This window comes from Streptomyces sp. NPDC053513 (genome assembly GCF_044544765.1).
Taxonomy (GTDB): Bacteria; Actinomycetota; Actinomycetes; order Streptomycetales; family Streptomycetaceae; genus Streptomyces; species Streptomyces litmocidini.
Genome location: NZ_JBITXP010000015.1, coordinates 109,463 through 125,961, shown reverse-complemented (window position 1 = coordinate 125,961; position 16,499 = coordinate 109,463). Strand labels below are relative to the sequence as shown.

13 protein-coding genes are annotated in these 16,499 nt (G+C 75.1%); 3 read left to right on the top strand and 10 right to left on the bottom strand.

Annotated features, from left to right (window positions below; all coding sequences use genetic code 11):
* Positions 1 to 31: 31 nt before the first annotated feature.
* Genes ACIGW4_RS24940 through ACIGW4_RS24920 form a run of 5 tightly spaced genes read right to left on the bottom strand, consistent with a single transcriptional unit; the run spans position 32 to position 7,221 of the window.
* Positions 32 to 1,165: an acyl-CoA dehydrogenase family protein gene (locus ACIGW4_RS24940; RefSeq protein ID WP_123454377.1), complete on the bottom strand. Its 1,134-nt coding sequence runs from the start codon at positions 1,163 to 1,165 to the stop codon at positions 32 to 34.
* Entirely contained in the window at positions 1,162 to 3,135 is a 1,974-nt protein-coding gene (locus ACIGW4_RS24935; protein WP_399582912.1) for an acetyl/propionyl/methylcrotonyl-CoA carboxylase subunit alpha, read from the bottom strand. The genes ACIGW4_RS24940 and ACIGW4_RS24935 overlap by 4 nt, the downstream gene beginning before the upstream one ends.
* An 8-nt stretch (positions 3,136 to 3,143) precedes the next feature.
* Complete coding sequence (locus tag ACIGW4_RS24930; RefSeq protein ID WP_123454374.1) at positions 3,144 to 4,742, bottom strand: acyl-CoA carboxylase subunit beta; 1,599 nt, start codon at positions 4,740 to 4,742, stop codon at positions 3,144 to 3,146.
* The gene (locus ACIGW4_RS24925; RefSeq protein ID WP_399582911.1) at positions 4,739 to 6,415 is read right to left on the bottom strand and encodes an acyclic terpene utilization AtuA family protein; all 1,677 of its coding nucleotides are present in this window, start codon (positions 6,413 to 6,415) and stop codon (positions 4,739 to 4,741) included. Before ACIGW4_RS24925 ends, ACIGW4_RS24930 begins: the two co-directional genes overlap by 4 nt.
* Positions 6,412 to 7,221, bottom strand: coding sequence for a TIGR03084 family metal-binding protein (locus tag ACIGW4_RS24920; RefSeq protein ID WP_399582910.1), 810 nt, complete (start codon positions 7,219 to 7,221; stop codon positions 6,412 to 6,414). The genes ACIGW4_RS24925 and ACIGW4_RS24920 overlap by 4 nt, the downstream gene beginning before the upstream one ends.
* Before the next feature lie 243 nt (positions 7,222 to 7,464).
* On the opposite strand from ACIGW4_RS24920, the gene ACIGW4_RS24915 reads away from it, so the two are divergent.
* Entirely contained in the window at positions 7,465 to 9,948 is a 2,484-nt protein-coding gene (locus tag ACIGW4_RS24915; protein WP_399582909.1) for an FtsX-like permease family protein, read from the top strand.
* A 28-nt stretch (positions 9,949 to 9,976) separates the two neighbouring features.
* Here ACIGW4_RS24915 and ACIGW4_RS24910 read toward each other — a convergent pair whose 3' ends face one another.
* Together ACIGW4_RS24910 and ACIGW4_RS24905 are read right to left on the bottom strand one after the other, a co-directional pair.
* Complete coding sequence (locus ACIGW4_RS24910) at positions 9,977 to 10,786, bottom strand: class I SAM-dependent methyltransferase (RefSeq protein ID WP_399582907.1); 810 nt, start codon at positions 10,784 to 10,786, stop codon at positions 9,977 to 9,979.
* Between the two features lie 104 nt (positions 10,787 to 10,890).
* Positions 10,891 to 12,090: an acyl-CoA dehydrogenase family protein gene (locus ACIGW4_RS24905; RefSeq protein WP_399582905.1), complete on the bottom strand. Its 1,200-nt coding sequence runs from the start codon at positions 12,088 to 12,090 to the stop codon at positions 10,891 to 10,893.
* Between the two features lie 160 nt (positions 12,091 to 12,250).
* Between ACIGW4_RS24905 and ACIGW4_RS24900 the strand changes: the two genes are divergently transcribed.
* Entirely contained in the window at positions 12,251 to 12,829 is a 579-nt protein-coding gene (locus ACIGW4_RS24900) for a TetR/AcrR family transcriptional regulator (RefSeq protein ID WP_123454362.1), read from the top strand.
* Positions 12,830 to 13,385: 556 nt separating this feature from the next.
* Here ACIGW4_RS24900 and ACIGW4_RS24895 read toward each other — a convergent pair.
* From ACIGW4_RS24895 to ACIGW4_RS24885, 3 genes are all read right to left on the bottom strand, one after another.
* Positions 13,386 to 14,150 (bottom strand): HAD family hydrolase, encoded by a 765-nt coding sequence (locus ACIGW4_RS24895; RefSeq protein ID WP_399582903.1) that lies wholly within the window; start codon positions 14,148 to 14,150, stop codon positions 13,386 to 13,388.
* Positions 14,147 to 14,515, bottom strand: a complete 369-nt coding sequence (locus tag ACIGW4_RS24890) for a LysR family transcriptional regulator (protein ID WP_359591254.1) — start codon at positions 14,513 to 14,515, stop codon at positions 14,147 to 14,149. Before ACIGW4_RS24890 ends, ACIGW4_RS24895 begins: the two co-directional genes overlap by 4 nt.
* Positions 14,516 to 14,595: 80 nt before the next feature.
* Positions 14,596 to 15,630: a ScbA/BarX family gamma-butyrolactone biosynthesis protein gene (locus tag ACIGW4_RS24885; protein WP_399582901.1), complete on the bottom strand. Its 1,035-nt coding sequence runs from the start codon at positions 15,628 to 15,630 to the stop codon at positions 14,596 to 14,598.
* 133 nt (positions 15,631 to 15,763) lie between these two features.
* On the opposite strand from ACIGW4_RS24885, the gene ACIGW4_RS24880 reads away from it, so the two are divergent.
* Positions 15,764 to 16,489 carry a ScbR family autoregulator-binding transcription factor gene (locus tag ACIGW4_RS24880; protein WP_359591252.1) on the top strand — a complete coding sequence of 242 codons (726 nt, stop codon included), beginning with the start codon at positions 15,764 to 15,766 and terminating at the stop codon, positions 16,487 to 16,489.
* The last annotated feature ends 10 nt before the right edge of the window (positions 16,490 to 16,499 follow it).

Genomic DNA, 16,499 nt, shown 5'->3' with positions numbered 1-16,499 from the left:
CCCGGTACCACCCGGGACGGCCGGGGAGACCTCAGTACGACTTGGGCAGCCCCAGCGTCTGGTGGGAGACGTAGTTCAGGATCATCTCCCGGCTGACCGGGGCGATCCGCGCCACGCGGGCGGCCGTGATCAGGCGGGCCAGGCCGAACTCCTTGGTGAGGCCGTTGCCGCCGAGGGTGTGGACGGACGTGTCCACGGCCTTCACGCAGGCCTCGGCCGCCGCGTACTTCGCCATGTTCGCGGCCTCCCCCGCCCCCATGTCGTCGCCCGCGTCGTACAGCCGCGCCGCCTTCTGCATCATCAGCCGGGCCAGTTCCAGCTCGATGTGCGCCTGGGCGAGCGGGTGGGCGACGGCCTGGTGGGCGCCGATCGGGGCCTTCCAGACCTGGCGCTCCTTCGCGTACCTCACCGCCTGCGCGAGGGCGTACCGGCCCATGCCGATCGCGAACGCCGCCGTCATGATCCGCTCGGGGTTGAGGCCCGCGAAGAGCTGGAGAAGGCCCGCGTCCTCGTCTCCGACGAGCGCCTCGAAGGGGAGGTGGACGTCGTCCAGGGTCAGCTCGAACTGCTTCTCGTCCGCGTCGAGTTCCATCTCGATGTGGCGGCGCCCGAAGCCGGGCGCGTCGCGCGGGACGACGAACAGGCAGGGCTTCAGGTTCCCCGTGCGGGCGTCGGAGGTGCGGCCCACGATCAGGGTGGCGTCGGCGATGTCGACGCCCGAGACGAAGACCTTGCGGCCGTTCAGGACCCAGCCCTCCTCCGTGCGGGTCGCCGTCGTCGTGATGCGGTGCGAGTTGGAGCCCGCGTCGGGCTCGGTGATGCCGAAGGCCATCGTCCTCGACCCGTCCGCGAGGCCGGGCAGCCAGGTCCGCTTCTGCTCGTCGGTGCCGAAGCGGGAGATGACCGTGCCGCAGATCGCGGGCGACACGACCATCATCAGCATCGGGGCCCCGGCGGCGCCCGCCTCCTCCAGGACGATGGACAGCTCGGCCATGCCGCCGCCCCCGCCGCCGTACTCCTCGGGCAGGTTCACGCCCAGGTAGCCGAGCTTGCCCGCCTCGGCCCAGAGCTCGGCGCGGTCGAAGCCGGGGCCGTGGCGGTGGCCCAGGGCGGAGACGGCGGCCCGGAGCGCGGTGTGTTCCTGCGGCTCGATGTCGGTGCTCATACGGGGTCTTCCTCCTGTGCATCGGTCTGTACGACGGCGAGCAGGGCACCGACCTCGACCTGGCGGCCGGGGACGGCGTGGAGCGCGGTGAGCGTGCCGGAGGCGGGGGCGGAGACGCGGTGCTCCATCTTCATGGCCTCCAGCCAGAGCAGGGGCTGCCCGGCGGCGACCCGGTCGCCGACGGCGAGGCCGTCCGCGACCCGGACGACGGTGCCGGGCATGGGGGCGAGCAGGGAGCCGGGTTCCCGCAGGTCGGCCGGGTCGGTGAAGCGGGGGCGGGCGGTGAGGCGGTGGCGGCCGGCGTGGACGGTGTCCCCGTAGGCCGTGACCTCGAAGGTCCTCGCCACGCCCGCCACTTCGAGCCGTACGGAGTCCGGGGCCGCCGACAGCACCCGTACGCCCTCCGGGGACACCACCTCGTAGCCGCCGGTCCGGGTCGGCCGGTAGCGGACCTCGTGGTCGCCGTACGTCCTCGTCTCCTCCTGCGAGCGGACGTTGCGCCAGCCGCCGCCGAAGCGGCCCTCGCGGGAGGCCGCCGAGGCCAGGGCGGCGGCCACGGCCGCGTGCTCCTCGCCCGGCGGAGGCGCGGTCAGGGCGTCGAGGTTCCGCTCGTAGAAGCCGGTGTCGAGGGCGGCGGGATCGGCGTACTCCGGGTGGCGGAGGGAGGCGACGAGCAGGTCCCGGTTGGTGACGGGACCGTGGATCCGGGCCCGTTCCAGGGCGTGGGCGAGCTTCCGGAGCGCCTGCTCCCGGGTCGGGGCGTGGACGATCACCTTGGCGAGCATCGGGTCGTAGTGGACGCCGATCGTGTCCCCGGAGACGTAGCCGGTGTCGACGCGCACGCCGCCGGAAGCGGGTCCGGTGCCGTCGCGCGCGCCGCCGGGGACCTCGGTGCGGGGCACGGCCCCGGGGACCTCGAAGCGGTGCAGGACGCCGGTCTGCGGGGCCCAGCCGCGCGCCGGGTCCTCGGCGTAGAGCCGGGCCTCGACGGCGTGGCCGCGCGGGGACGGCGGCTCGGCGGGCAGGGCGCGGCCCTCGGCGACGGCGAGCTGGAGGGCGACGAGGTCGACGCCGTACACCTCCTCGGTGACCGGGTGCTCGACCTGGAGGCGGGTGTTCATCTCCAGGAAGTGCGCCTTGGGGGTCCCCCCTGCTCGGGCGGAGCCGAGAGCTCGGGGGCCGTCGGCGACCAGGAACTCGACGGTGCCCGCGCCGACGTAGCCGACGGCCTTGGCGGCCCGGACGGCCGTGTCGAGGAGGGAGGCCTCCAGGGCGGCGGGCAGGCCGGGCGCCGGGGCCTCCTCGACGACCTTCTGGTGGCGGCGCTGGAGGGAGCAGTCGCGGGTGCCGAGCGCCCAGACCGTGCCGTGGGCGTCGCAGAGGAGTTGCACCTCGACGTGCCGGCCGTTCTCCACGTACGGCTCGACGAACACCTCGCCGTCCCCGAAGGCGCTCGCCGCCTCCGCCGACGCCGCCCGCAACTCTCCTTCCAGCGCGGCCAGTTCGCGTACGATCCGCATCCCCCGGCCGCCGCCGCCCGCCGCCGCCTTCACCAGGACGGGCAGGTCGGCCTCCGTCACCTCGCCCAGGGGCGCGATCCCCAGGAGCTCCTTCGCGCGGGTCTTCGACGCCATCGCCTCGATCGCCTCGGGCGGCGGCCCGATCCACACCAGGCCCGCGTCGGTGACCGCCCGCGCGAAGTCGGCGTTCTCGGAGAGGAAGCCGTAGCCGGGGTGGACGGCGTCGGCGCCCGCCGCGAGCGCCGCCGCGACGACGAGGTCGCCGCGCAGGTACGTCTCCGAGGGCGCGGCCCCCGGCAGTCGTACCGCCGCGTCGGCCTCCCGGACGTGCAGGGCGTCGGCGTCCGCGTCGGAGTACACGGCGACGGTGGAGATGCCCAGGTCACGACAGGTGCGGAAGACCCGGCAGGCGATCTCGCCCCGGTTCGCCACAAGGACGGTACTGATCACCTGATGCCTCACATTCGGAAGACGCCGAAGCCGCCGCGCGCGCCCTCGACCGGTGCCGTGTGGATCGCGGAGAGGCACAGCCCGAGGACCGTGCGGGTGTCGCGGGGGTCGATGACCCCGTCGTCGTAGAGCCGCCCGGAGAGGAACATCGGCAGCGACTCGGACTCGATCTGCGCCTCGACGAGGGCGCGCAGCCCGGCGTCGGCCTCGTCGTCGTACGGCTGTCCCTTCGCGGCGGCGGAGGCCCGCGCCACGATCGACAGGACGCCGGCGAGCTGCTGCGGGCCCATGACGGCGGACTTCGCGCTCGGCCAGGCGAAGAGGAAGCGCGGGTCGTAGGCCCGGCCGCACATGCCGTAGTGCCCGGCGCCGTACGAGGCCCCCATGAGGACGGAGAGGTGCGGGACCTTCGAGTTCGACACCGCGTTGATCATCATGGCGCCGTGCTTGATGATGCCGCCCTGCTCGTACTCCTTGCCGACCATGTAGCCGGTGGTGTTGTGGAGGAAGACGAGCGGGATGTCGCGCTGGTTGGCGAGCTGGATGAACTGCGCGGCCTTCTGCGACTCGGCGGAGAAGAGGACGCCCTGCGCGTTGGCGAGGATGCCCACCGGGTAGCCGTGCAGCCGTGCCCAGCCGGTGGCCAGCGAGGCCCCGTACAGCGGCTTGAACTCGTCGAAGTCCGAGCCGTCGACGATCCGGGCGATCACCTCGCGCGGGTCGAACGGCGTCTTGAGGTCGCCGGGGACGATCCCGAGGAGCTCCTCCGGGTCGTACTTCGGGGGTTCGGCCGGCCCGGGGTCCTCGTGGGCCTTGCGGTGGTTGAGGCGGGCGACGATCCGGCGGGCCTGGCGGATCGCGTCGGCCTCGTCGACGGCGTAGTGGTCGGCGAGACCGCTCGTGCGCGCGTGCATCTCGGCCCCGCCGAGCGACTCGTCGTCGCTCTCCTCGCCCGTCGCCATCTTCACCAGCGGCGGCCCGCCGAGGAACACCTTCGACCGCTCCCTGATCATCACGGCGTGGTCGGACATGCCGGGGACGTACGCGCCGCCCGCCGTCGAGTTCCCGAAGACGACGGCGACGGTCGGGATGCCGGCGGCGGAGAGGCGGGTGAGGTCGCGGAAGAGCGCCCCTCCCGGGATGAAGATCTCCTTCTGGGAGGGCAGGTCGGCGCCGCCGGACTCGACGAGCGAGACGACGGGCAGCCGGTTGGCGTACGCGATCTCGTTGGCCCGCAGCGCCTTCTTCAGCGTCCACGGGTTGGAGGCGCCGCCGCGCACAGTCGGGTCGTTGGCGGTGATCAGGCACTCCACGCCCTCGACGACCCCGATGCCGGTGACGAGCGAGGCGCCGACGGTGTGGTCGCTGCCCCAGGCGGCGAGCGGCGACAGCTCCAGGAAGGGGCTGTCGGGGTCGACGAGCAGCTCGATCCGCTCACGGGCGAGGAGCTTGCCGCGCTTCCTGTGGCGGGCGGTGTACTTCTCGCCGCCCCCGGCGAGGGCCTTGGCGTGCTCGGCGTCGAGGGCGGCGAGCTTGTCGAGCATGGCGGCGCGGTGGGCCGCGTACTCCGGTCCGCCGGTGTCGAGGGCGGAGGCGAGGACGGTCACAGCAGTTCCTCCGGAACGTCGAGGTGGCGGGAGCGGAGCCACTCGCCGAGGGCCTTGGCCTGGGGGTCGAAGCGGGCCTGCGAGGCGACGCCCTCGCCGAGGATCCCGGCGACGGTGAAGTTGAGGGCGCGGAGGTGGGGGAGGAGGTGCCGGGTGACGGCCAGGCCGGCGGTCTCCGGGAGGAGTCGCCTGAACCTCTCCACGGTGAGGGCGTGGGCGATCCAGCGCCACTCCTCGTCCGTCCGCACCCACACCCCGACGTTGGCGTCGCCGCCCTTGTCGCCGCTGCGGGCCCCGGCGATCCGGCCGAGGGGCGCCCTCCGGACGGGCCCCTCGGGGAGGGGCGGCGGAAGGTCCGGGTCGGGTACGGGTTCCAGGTCGCGCGTCTTCAGGGGTACGGGGACCTCCCGGCGGGTCCCGTCGGGGAGCACGGCCGTGTGCGGGACGTCGGCGGCCGGCACGTACGCGGTCTCGAAGACCCCGTAGGGGGCGCCCTTGCCGGGCGGGGCGGTGACGTGGAAGCCGGGGTAGCTGGCGAGGGCCAGTTCGACGGCGGCCCCCGTGACGGTCCGGCCGACCTTCTCGGGGTCCCGGTCGCGGACGACGAGGCGGAGCAGGGCGCTCGCGGTCTCCTCGGTGGGGGCGTCGGGGCGGTCGGTGCGGGCCAGCTCCCACCGGAGTTCGGCGGGCGGGTTCTCGGCCAGGGCGTCGGCGATCTGCTCCTGGAGGAGCTCCGCCTTGGCCTCGACGTCGAGGCCGGTGAGGACGAAGACGACCTCGTTGCGGAAGCCGCCGAGCCGGCTGAGCCCGACCTTGAGCGTCGGGGGCGGGGCCTCTCCCCGTACGCCCGAGATCCGGACCCGGTCGGGGCCCTCCTGGGTGAGGCGGACGGTGTCGAGCCGGGCCGTCACGTCGGGGCCGGGGTAGCGGGCGCCGGCCGTCTCGTAGAGGAGCTGGGCGGTGACCGTGCCGGTGTCGACGAGGCCGCCGGTGCCGGGGTGCTTGGTGACGACGGCGCTGCCGTCGGCGTGGAGTTCGGCGACCGGGAAGCCGGGGCGGCGCACGTCGTGGCCCCGGAAGAAGGCGTAGTTGCCGCCGGTGGCCTGGGTGCCGCACTCCAGGACGTGGCCGGCGACGACCGCGCCCGCCAGCTCGTCGTACGCCTCCGGGCCCCAGCCGAAGTGCCATTGCGCGGGCCCGGTGACGAGGGCCGCGTCGGTGACGCGGCCGGTGACGACGACGTCGGCGCCGGCGGCGAGGCAGGCGGCGATGCCGGCGCCGCCGAGGTAGGCGTTGGCGGCGAGGGCGCCGTCGCGGGCGGGCAGCCGGTCGCCCTCGACGTGGGCGATCCGGGTGGGCAGGCCGAGCTTCGCGGCGAGGGCGCGCAGGGCGTCGGCGAGGCCGGCCGGGTTGAGACCGCCCGCGTTGGCGACGATCCGGACCCCGCGCTCGTGGGCGAGGCCGAGGCCCTCCTCCATCTGGCGCAGGAAGGTCTTCGCGTAGCCGGCGGACGGGTCCTTGAGCTGGTCGCGGCCGAGGATGAGCATGGTGAGTTCGGCGAGGTAGTCGCCGGTGAGGACGTCGAGTTCACCGCCCGTCAGCATGTCCCGGACGGCGTCGAAGCGGTCGCCGTAGAAGCCGGAGGCGTTGCCGATGCGGAGGATGTCCTTCATGCGTCCCCCTCGGCGGCGGGGGTGCCGTGCGGGGCGCGGCCGTTGCCCGCCGGGCCGGCGAAGGCCTGGGCGATGCCGAGCCAGCGCTCGGCGTCCTCGCCCTCGGCGACCAGGGCGGTGTCGTCGCGGTGGACGCGCTGGGTGACGAGGAGGCAGAAGTCGAGGGCGGGGCCGGTGACGCGCTGGGCGGCACCCTCGGGGCCGTACGTCCACAACGCGCCGTCCGGCGCCACGAGTTCGACCCGGAACGGCTCGGCGGGCGCCGGGACGCCCCGTACGAGGTAGGCGTAGTCGCGGGCGCGGTGGCCGATCCAGGCGACGTGCCGGAGACGGGCCGTGGGCGTCCGGACCGCGCCGAGGGCATCGGCGACGTCCTGGCCGTGCGCCCAGGTCTCCATCAGCCGGGCGGTGGCCATGGCGGAGGCGCTCATCGGCGGCCCGTACCAGGGGAACCGGGCCCCGGGCGGGACCGCGCGCAGGGCCTCCTGGAGCCGCTCGCGGCCGGTGCGCCAGCGGGCGAGGAGCTCGGCGGGCGGCAGCTTCGCGCCCTCCTCGGCGCCCTCGTCGACGAAGCGGTCGGGGGCGCCGAGGGCCTTCTCGGTCTCGGCGGCGAAGGCGTCGGGGTCGGTGACGGCGAGGAGGGCGGCGTGGTCGGTCCAGGCGAGGTGGGCGATCTGGTGGGCGATCGTCCAGCCTTGCGCGGGGGTGGGCGCGGCCCACCGGTCCCCGCTCAACTCTCCGACGAGACGGTCGAGTTCATCGCTCTCGTCGCGCAGGTCGTCGAGGACGACGACGGGGTCGGACACGGTGCGCTCCCCTCGGGGGACGGGCGGTCACGGGCCTTCGCGGAGGAGCATGCCAGCGGGACCAGAAACAATCAAGCGTGCTTGCTTTAGTTTCTGGGCCCTCGTCGTCGCCGCACGCCCCTCCGATGTCCGGGGTCATACCCGAGAGGTACGGGCGGGGGCGGGCGTGAGCCCTTCGGGATGAGTTCGGATCCTGCTTCGTGGGGCCGTGACGGGGCCGTTCCCCCTCCTAGCGTGGACGTCATGTCGCCATCGCTGTTCGCCTTCACCCTCAAGGACTTCCGCGCCCAGCTGCGCCGCCTCGTGCTGACCGGTTCGGCCGTCGCCGTCGGCGTGGCGTTCCTCGTGCTCTCCGTCGGCGGCGCGGGCGCGCTCGTCCAGTCGTACGAGCAGTCCGCCGCCGTCGACGTCGGCGACGCCGCGGTCCAGGTCGGCGGCGAGCTGCCCGCCGACGCGGCGGCGCGCGCCGCCCGGGTGCCGGGGGTGACGTCGGTGGCGGAGCGCCTGGCGGGCCACGCCAACGTGATCGCCCCTTCCGGGCGTCCCCTCGACGACCGGGCCCTGGTCACCTCGATCGCCGCCGACCCCGCTCTGCGCTGGCAGCGGCTCGCCGCCGGACGCTGGCCCGAGGGCCCCGGCGAGGTCGTCCTCGACCGGGAGAGCGCGGGGCGCGTGGGCGCGGAGCCCGGCGGGACCGTGCGGCTGACGAAGGCCGACGGCGCCGCGACGGAGGTGCGGCTCACCGGGCTGCTCGACACCTCCGGGTCGCAGACGCTCGGCTCGCAGCCCGCGATCGGCGTTCCGTACGCGCAGGTGAGGACGTACGCCACGGGGGTACGGGCCACCCACCTCGACCTCTCCGTCGCGCCGGGCGCCGACGCGCTCGCGGTGGCGAAGGCGGCCGGGGCGGCCCTGGGCGGAAAGGCGGCCGCGTACACACACGCCGGCGCCGTCGACAACGCCGCTCAGGGCGGCAGGACCATGTACGCGATCGTCATGACCGCCGCGCTGTCCTTCGTCCTCATCGCGATGGCCGTGGCCCGCATGGTCGTCACCAACACCTTCTCCGTCGTCCTCTCCCAACGCGCCCGCCAGCTCGCCCTGTTGCGCTGCGTCGGCACCGACCGCGACCAGCTCCTCCGGATCATCCGCCGCCAGGGCCTCCTGCTCGGCGCGCTCGCCTCGGCCGCCGGGCTCGCGGCGGGCGCGGCGACCTGCGCGCTCGGCACGGTCGCGCTGGACGGGTTCGCCGACCTCGGGCCGATCGAGGTCTCCCTCGTGCCGGGCCCCTGGACCTTCGGGCTCGCCGGAGTCTTCGGCGTCCTGCTCACCCTGTGGGCCGTCCGCAAGCCGGCACGGGCCGCGGCGGCGGTGCCGCCGGTCGCCGCGCTCGCCGCGAGCGGGGCGGCGAACCTCCCGGAGCCGGGCAGCCGGGCCGTCCGCGAGGCGGTGTCGGTGCTGATGCTCGTCGCCGGTGCGGGGCTGCTCGGCCTCGGGGCGTTCGGCGGTTCGGCGCTCTCCCTGCTCGCCGTGACGCTCGGCGCGATCCTCACGTTCTTCGCCGTACTGCGGTACGCCCGGCATCTGTTGCCGCCGCTCGTCGGGTTCCTCGGGCTCGCGCTGCGCCGCCCGTTCGGGACGGTCGGCAGGCTGTCCGTGCAACAGCTGCGGGCCAACGCCCGCCGTACCGCGGCCGCTTCGTCCGCGATGCTCGTCGGCGTGACCGTCGCCGTGTCCGCCGTGACCGCGATCGGGGCGGCGAAGGGCGGCCTGGACAGCATGCTCGCGGACCGCATGCCGGCCGTCTTCGCCCTCGACACGGACGCCGGCCGGGTGCCCGCCGACGCGATCGCCGCGCTGCGCGCCGAACCCGGCCTGACCGTCACCCCGGTCCGTACCGCGACCCTCACCGTCGACGGCCGGAGGAAGGTCGTCGCCGCCGCCGACCCGGCCGGACTCAACCCGGCCGCCGAGGGCGTCGGCGCGGCCCGCGCGCTCCGGGACGGCGAGGCGATCGCCCTCACCGGGCGGTCCTCGCTGACCGTCGCCGGCACCCGGCTCACGACCGTGCCCGGCGCGGCCGCACTGCCCTCCTCCCTGTCCCCGGACGCCACGGTGTACGTCACCGGCGCCACCCTCGACCGGCTGGCGCCGGGCGCCGCCGCCGTCTCCACCGTGCTCCTCGACCCCGCCGGCGACACCGGCCACGACGCGGCCCGCGCGGCGGTGGACCGGGCGCTCGCCGCGCACCCGGAGATCCGGATCGCGGACACCGGTGCCGACGCCGACCTGATCCGCTCGACGCTGGACCGGATGATGCTCGTGGTCACCGTCCTGCTCGGCTTCTCGATCGCGATCGCCGCGCTCGGCGTCGCCGCCACCCTGATGCTGGCGGTGGAGGAGCGCACCCGCGAGTTCGGGATGCTCCGCGCGATCGGCCTCGCGGGCGAGCAGCTACGCCGGATGCTGACCCTGGAGTCGGTACTGCTCGCGCTCTCCGGGGCGCTCGCCGGGACGCTCCTCGGCCTGGTCTACGGGACGCTGGCGGCCCGCGCCGTCCTGGCGGGCCACGTCTCGCCCCTGGAGGCCCTCGCCTCCTCGGGCAGCACGGCCCTGACGGTCCTCGCCATCCTCGCGGCCACGGTCCTCACGGGCGTCGCGGCCTCGGTCCTGCCGGCCCGCCGGGTCCGGCGGATGGTGGTCGTGGACGCGCTCCAGGCGGCCTAGGTGTATTGACCCGCCGGCCGGGCCCGGGTCATCCCGGGCCGGGTCTGCGGCCCCGTACCGCCCAGGAGCGGGCCGTGAGCGCCAGGGAGCCGTCCGGCTCCCTGGGAAGCCTCGCGCTCAGGGCGTCGCGGAGCCGCGTCCGGGCGGCCGGGGCGAGGGCGGCGACGTAACCGGGGGCGGGCCCCTGGCCCGCCAGGAAGGGATCCCACAGGTCGGCGAAGTCGGCGAAGACCGTGGGGACTTCGATCGGGACGACGGACACGTCGACGAGTCCCGCCGCCGCCCAGACCGCCCGCAGCGCCTCCGGGCGGCAGACGGGGAACCGGCGCCCCTCGTCCAGCGCGGCCGCGTCCGGGTCCGTCTCGACGGCGGCGTCCCAGAAACTCCGCAGGAGGCCCATGCCCTCGGCGTAGTCCCACACGTAGGCGGCGACCAGGCCGCCCGGCCGGGTCGCCCGTGCCATCCGCGCGCACGCCTCGACGGGCGAGGGCAGGAAGTTCAGGGCCAGGCCGCTGACGGTCACGTCGCACGCCTCGTCGCGTACGGGCAGCGCCATCGCGTCGGCCACGACGAAGCACGCGGGCGGGGAGGCGGAGGCCCGCGCCTCGGCGACGAACGCCTCCGAACGGTCGACCCCCACCACCGTGCGGGGCCGGCAGCGGGCGGCCACCACGGCCGTCACGAGGCCCGTGCCGCAGCCCACGTCCAGCCACCGCAGCCCCTCGGTGACGCCGAGCCGGTCGACGAACCGCTCGGCGACACGACGGCTCCAGCGCCCCATGTACCGGTCGTAGGCCGCTCCGGCCGACCACACGTCGTACCGCTGCCGCTCTTCCACGCCCCCAGCATTCCGGCCCCGCCGCCTCACCGTTCGTCACCACGCCGACGCCGTACGGGAAGGGTCGTACGGGAGGGGCCGTACGGGAAGCAGGGCGCCCGGCCTCAGGCGCCCGAGGGGAAGACCGTCGCCGCGTAGGCCGCGGCCGCCGGGGCGGGCTGGAGGGCGGCGTGGGCGGCGATCGCGTGGATGTCGCGCCAGGCGCGCGCCAGGGCCCCGCCCGCGACGAGACCACGGGCGCCGCCGGTGCGCAGGAGGCGTTCCACCGCGCCGGTGAGGAGGTCGACGGCGAGGGCCGCGTCGCGCTGGTTGAGGGCGACGGCGGCCGGGCCCGGGGCCGGGCCGTCGGCGCGGGCGGCGGCCGCCTCCAGGAGCAGGCGGGCCGCGTCGATCTCGGCGGAGCAGCGGGCCAGGGTCTGCTGGACCGCCGGGTCGTCGGTGAGCGGCCGCCCGTCGGGCAGGCGGCGCATGCCGACGAGCAGGGTCCAGGCCTCCAGGGCCCCGCGTGCCGCGCCGAGGGCGGGTGCGGCGAAGAGGAGCGCGGCGACCAGCTGGTAGGGCACCCGGTGGCAGGGGGCCGCGTCGGCGTCGGCGACGCCGGCCACCAGGGCCTCGCGGAGGAAGGTGCGGTGCTCGGGCACGAAGACGCCGTCGACCGCGACGCCGTGACTGCCGGTGGCGCGGAGCCCGACCGCGTCCCAGGTCTCACGGATCCGGACCACCTCGCGCGGCACCGCGAGGACCCGGTACGCCGGGGCGCCGCCCCCCGAGTGGTCGAGGGAGGCGAGGAGCACCCAGTCGGCGTGCTCGATCCCGCTGGCGAAGGCCCACTCCCCCGACAGGGTCCAGCCGCCGGGCACCCGGGCGAGCCGGCCGGCGGGGGGCACGATCGCCGCCGCGACGCGCACGTCGGGCGAGTCGCCCCACAGCTCGCGCTGCCCCTCGGTCGGCAGGTGCGCGGCGAGGCGGCCGTGGGCGGCGAGCAGCACCGCGCACCAGGCGGTGGAGGCGCAGGCCGTGCCGGTCTCGGCGACCGTGTCGAGGAGTTCGGCGAAGCCCCCGGCTCTGCCGCCCCAGCGGCGGGGCACGAAGTGCCGGGCGAGGCCGGCGGCGGTCATCGCCTCGACGGCCTCGGGGTGGAGCAGGCCGGTCCGCTCCGCCTCCTCGGCGTGGCGCGCGGCGGCGGCCCGGAGCCGGGCATGGGCGAGGGGGGCGGAGGAGAGAGTGGTGGAGTAGGGGGTGAGGGAGGAGGGGGTGAGGGAGGGGGCGGCGGCGAGGGCGACCGGGGCGTCGACGACAGTCATGACTCGTACTCCTTGCGTGGAGGTTCAGTGGTGGTGCTGATGCGAGTAGAAAAAGATTCTGTCTGGAAGGTATTTTCTGAGAGGCCGTCATGAGAGACATGGAGGGCCGCTACAGCGGAAGGAAGGCGGACGCTCGGTGAGGCAACAGGACAGGGCCCGCATGACCTATGACCTGGTGCTCGGCGCGGCAGCGGCCGAGTTCGCCCTGCACGGATTCGCGGGGACGAACCTGGCCGACATCACGGCCCGCACCGGACTGACCAAGGGAGCTCTCTACGGACACTTCTCCTCGAAGGCCGACCTCGCCGGCGAACTGACCCGCTCCTTCGAGACGGCCTGGACCGACGCCCTCGCCACCGCCGTCGGCGAGGCGGAGGAGAGCGGCGCGGCCCTGCCCACCCTGCGGAGGCTGCTCCTCGACCTCGCCCACCGGGTGCACGAGGACCTCCCCTTCGCCGCCGGCCTGCGCCTGGTCCTGGACGCCGCCCGCGCCGAGGGGACCACGCCCGCCCCCATCGGCAGGCTCTGCGACATCGTGGCGCGCCTGATCCGCAAGGGGCAGGGAGAGGGCTCGGTCCGCACCGCCCATCCGGCCGACCTGTTGGCCCGGCTCGTCGTCGCCCTCCTCGTCGGTGCGCCTGCCGTGGTGACGGAGACGGACGCGACGGGTCCCGCCGAGCTGGTGAGCGAGGTCTGGGACATCCTGGAGCCCGCGTTGTCGGGCTCCCGCAGCGGCTGAGCCGGGCGGGGGCGGGGCAAGGCGAGGCGAGGGCGGCGCGGGGCTGCGCGGGTGGGGCCGCACGGCGGGAGCTCGCACAGGTGGGGCTGCGCGGAGGAGCTCGCACAAGCAGGATTGCGCAGGTGGGGCTGCACAAGCGGGGTTGCGCGGGTGGGCTGCACGGGTGGGGTCGCGCGGGTGGGGTCGCACTCGAGTGGAGTCGCGCAGATGGAGCCGCACGAGCGGGGTCGCGCGGGTGGGGTCTGCGCAGGTGGGGTCGCGCGGGTGGGTCGCGCACGTGGGGCTGCGCAGGCGGGGCTTGCGCCTGTGGGGGATGCGCAAGAGTGCGGGGAGTGCGGGGAGTACGCACGTCACGGAAGTTACGGGAAGTCACGCGCGTGACAGGCGCTTCCCCAGGTCCCAGGAGTCGCCGTGGCGTCGGGACTCTCGTACGGGCGGAACCCTCGTACGGGCGGGGCTTCCGTGCGGGCCCGAGCCGGAACCGGGACCGGGTCCGTGGGCGGGGCTTCCGTGGTGGGCCGCGGCGGCGGAGGGGTCCGCGCCCCGGTACGGGGCCTCAGGCCGCCCGCGTCGCCGGGGCGTGCGCGGGGCGCGCGGCCGCCGGGAGGCCGGTCGGGGAGCCGGCCGGCGCGGCGGGTGGGATCACCGGCGCGGGGCCCGGCAGCCGGGACCAGGACGCCGTCTCGGACGGCGGGGCGGAGATCGGCCCGTCGCCGACCAGGACCGGGTGGCCGACGGAGCGCAGCAGCGGCAGGTCGCTCTCGTCGTCGGCGTAGACGAAGCACTCCTCGGCGGCGAGGCCGAAGACCGACATGATCCGCCGGGCGGCCTCGGCCTTGGCCTCGCCGATCATGGGCGGGCCGGTCAGCTCCCCGGTGAGCACGCCCGCCGAGGTCACCTCGGGCACGGTGCACACCACGAGGTCGGCTCCGACCTCCCGGGCCAGCGGGTCGAGGCAGGCGGAGAAGGCTCCGGAGACGAGGACGACCAGGTCGCCGGCGTCCCGGTGGCGGCGCAGCGCCTCGTGCACGGGGCGGTGGAGCAGGCCGCCGGCGCGGGCCTTCTCGTACCACTCCCGGCCGCTGGCCTCCAGGTCGTCGAGGTGGCTGCCGGCGAGGAAGCGGAAGAAGGAGCGGTTCACCTGCTCGCGGGGCACGCCCTCGCGGATCTGGCGCTGGAGGGAGGCGCGCGCCGCGGCGAGCCTGCGGGCGGCCACCTCGCCGCGCCCCCAGTACCGGGCGAGGACGCAGGCCATGCTCTTGCAGGTGATCAGGGTCTCGTCCACGTCGAAGAACGCGGCCCGGGCCGGGGCGATGCTCATGCTCTGCCTCCTCTGTCGACGAGGCGGTCGGTGGCGAGGCGGTCGGTGGCGAAACGGCCGGTCATGGCGGCCTGCGGGGCCGTCCGGCGGGCCGCCGCGGAGGGAGCGGGGTCGGCGATCTCGTACTGCGCCGTCTCGACGAGTTCGAGGATCCGCTCCGCCAGCGGGCGCAGCCGCGCGCCGGCCGGCGTGAGTTCCACGGAGCGGTTGCCGCGCCGCTGGAAGAGCGAGGCCCCCATGTCCTCTTCCAGGCCCTTGATCTGCGCGGTCACCGCGGGCTGGGAGTAGTGCAGGTTGTGGGCCGCACGGGTGAAGCTGAGTTCCCGGGCCACTTCGCGGAAGGCCCGTAAGTGCTGGAGTTCCATCCTTCTGCCTTTCTACGCTCGTCCGTTCTTGCCTGGAACGTGCGGCGGCGGGACGTGCGGCCGCACGGGGTGCCGTGCCGTCAGGCGCAGCGGGCGACGGCGGTGGCGAGGACGCGTCCGCCCTGGGTGGCGGAGAGGCGCACCCGGCCGTCCTCCGTCGGCGCTGCCTCGACGGCCACGGCCTCGGCCAGCTCGCCGAAGACGGCGAAGTCGGCGTCCAGCGTGGTCAGCGCGGCGCCTCCCGCCGTCTCCCGGGCGGCCTGCCGGAAGGCCTCCAGGAGCAGCATCCCGGGCACGTGGTCCGAGGGGTGCTCGAAGTAGCCGGGGTGCGCGGGGTCGACGTGCAGTCGCCATTCCCGGACGCCGGCGGGCCTGGCCCGCTCCTCCGCGGCGGGTACGGGGCGCAGGACGTACCGGTCGTCGTCGGCGCCCGCGGCCGTCCCGTGCGCGGAAGTCCCGTACGGGGAGGTCTCGTACGGAGAGGTCTCGTACGCGGAGGTCCCGTACGTGGAGGTCCCGGGCGGCGCGGCCGCGGTCCCGGCGGCCCGGCCGCGCTGCCGGAGCCGTCCGTACCGGACGCCGTCGATCACGACGACTCCGGCGGAGGCGCGGGCGCACTCCCGGCCGCCGACCTCGATCACCATGTCGAAGCGGGCGTCGAAGCGGCGCGGGTTGCGGCCGCCGGCGGGCGTCACGACCTTCACGTCGAGGACGACCGCGAGCGGGCCGCAGCCGACCCGGAGGGCGGCCGGGTCGCTGATGCGCAGCGACAGCGCCTTGAAGATGAAGTGGTGGCCGAGCGGCACGTCGTGGTACCGGTGGCTCAGGAAGATGCCGGCCTGCCGTACGGTCTCGACCAGCAGCATGAAGTCGCACTGCCCGGTGGTCTCCGGGCGGTACAGGGCGTGGTTCCGGGGCAGTTGCGCGCCGACCAGGAAGCGGTCGGCCCCGGCGACGGCCGCGTCGGTGAGGAAGACCTCCGTCACCGAGGCGCGGTGCACGAACCGGCGGGAGATCGTGCGGTCGAAGCTCAGGCCCTCCTTGGCCTCCCGGACGAGCGACTCCAGGGGCTCGACGGGCGTGGGCGCTTCGACGGGTAACACGGTCTGCAGCACACCGATGGACATCCTTATCCCCCTCAAGGTGAAGCATCGTGGCGACGAGGGACCTCGGTGGCCCCTCGGCAGCAAGAAATATACCTTCGAGAATGTATATTGCAAGGCGTAGGAACGAGAGAGGCGGACGGACATGGCGACACCACGAAGCGAAGCCGGGCAACGGGGCCCCGGACCCCGGCAACGGAGCACCGAACCCAGGCCCCGGAGCACCGAACCCAGGCAGCGGGACACCGAACCCAGGCCCCGGAGCGGCGACCCCAAGCCCCGGAGCGAACCGAAACAGGAGCGCGCCCGGCGCACGAAGGTGCACATCCTCCAGTCGGCGGCCGAGCTCTTCGCCGAGCGCGGCTACGCGACCGTGACCCTGCAGGACGTGGCCGAACGCGCGGAGATGACCAAGGGGGCGGTGTACTTCCACTACACGAACAAGGAGGCCCTGGCGGTCGCGGTCGTGCAGGAGCACTACGCGCGCTGGCCCGAGATCCTCAAGGGCGCCGAGGGTGACCACGAGCAGCCGTTCGACACGCTCGTCGCCGTCCTCGACGCGGTCACCCGGGCGTTCGCGCGGGACATCGTCGTCCAGGCCGGTGCGCGGCTCCAGATCGAGCGGGCCCTCATCGACGCCGAGCTCCCCGAGCCGTACGTCGGCTGGGAGGACTACCTCAGCCGGCTGATCGCCGAGGCCCGGGACGCGGGACAACTGCGGGACGGAGTGGAACCGCGCGCGGCGGCCCGCGTACTGGTCTCCGCCTTCTTCGGGATGCAGCACATCTCGGACGTCCTCAGCCGCCGCAGGGACCTCACCGAGCGGCACGAGGAGCTGCGGACCGTCCTCCTCGAAGGGCTGCGCGGCTGATCGGCCGCGT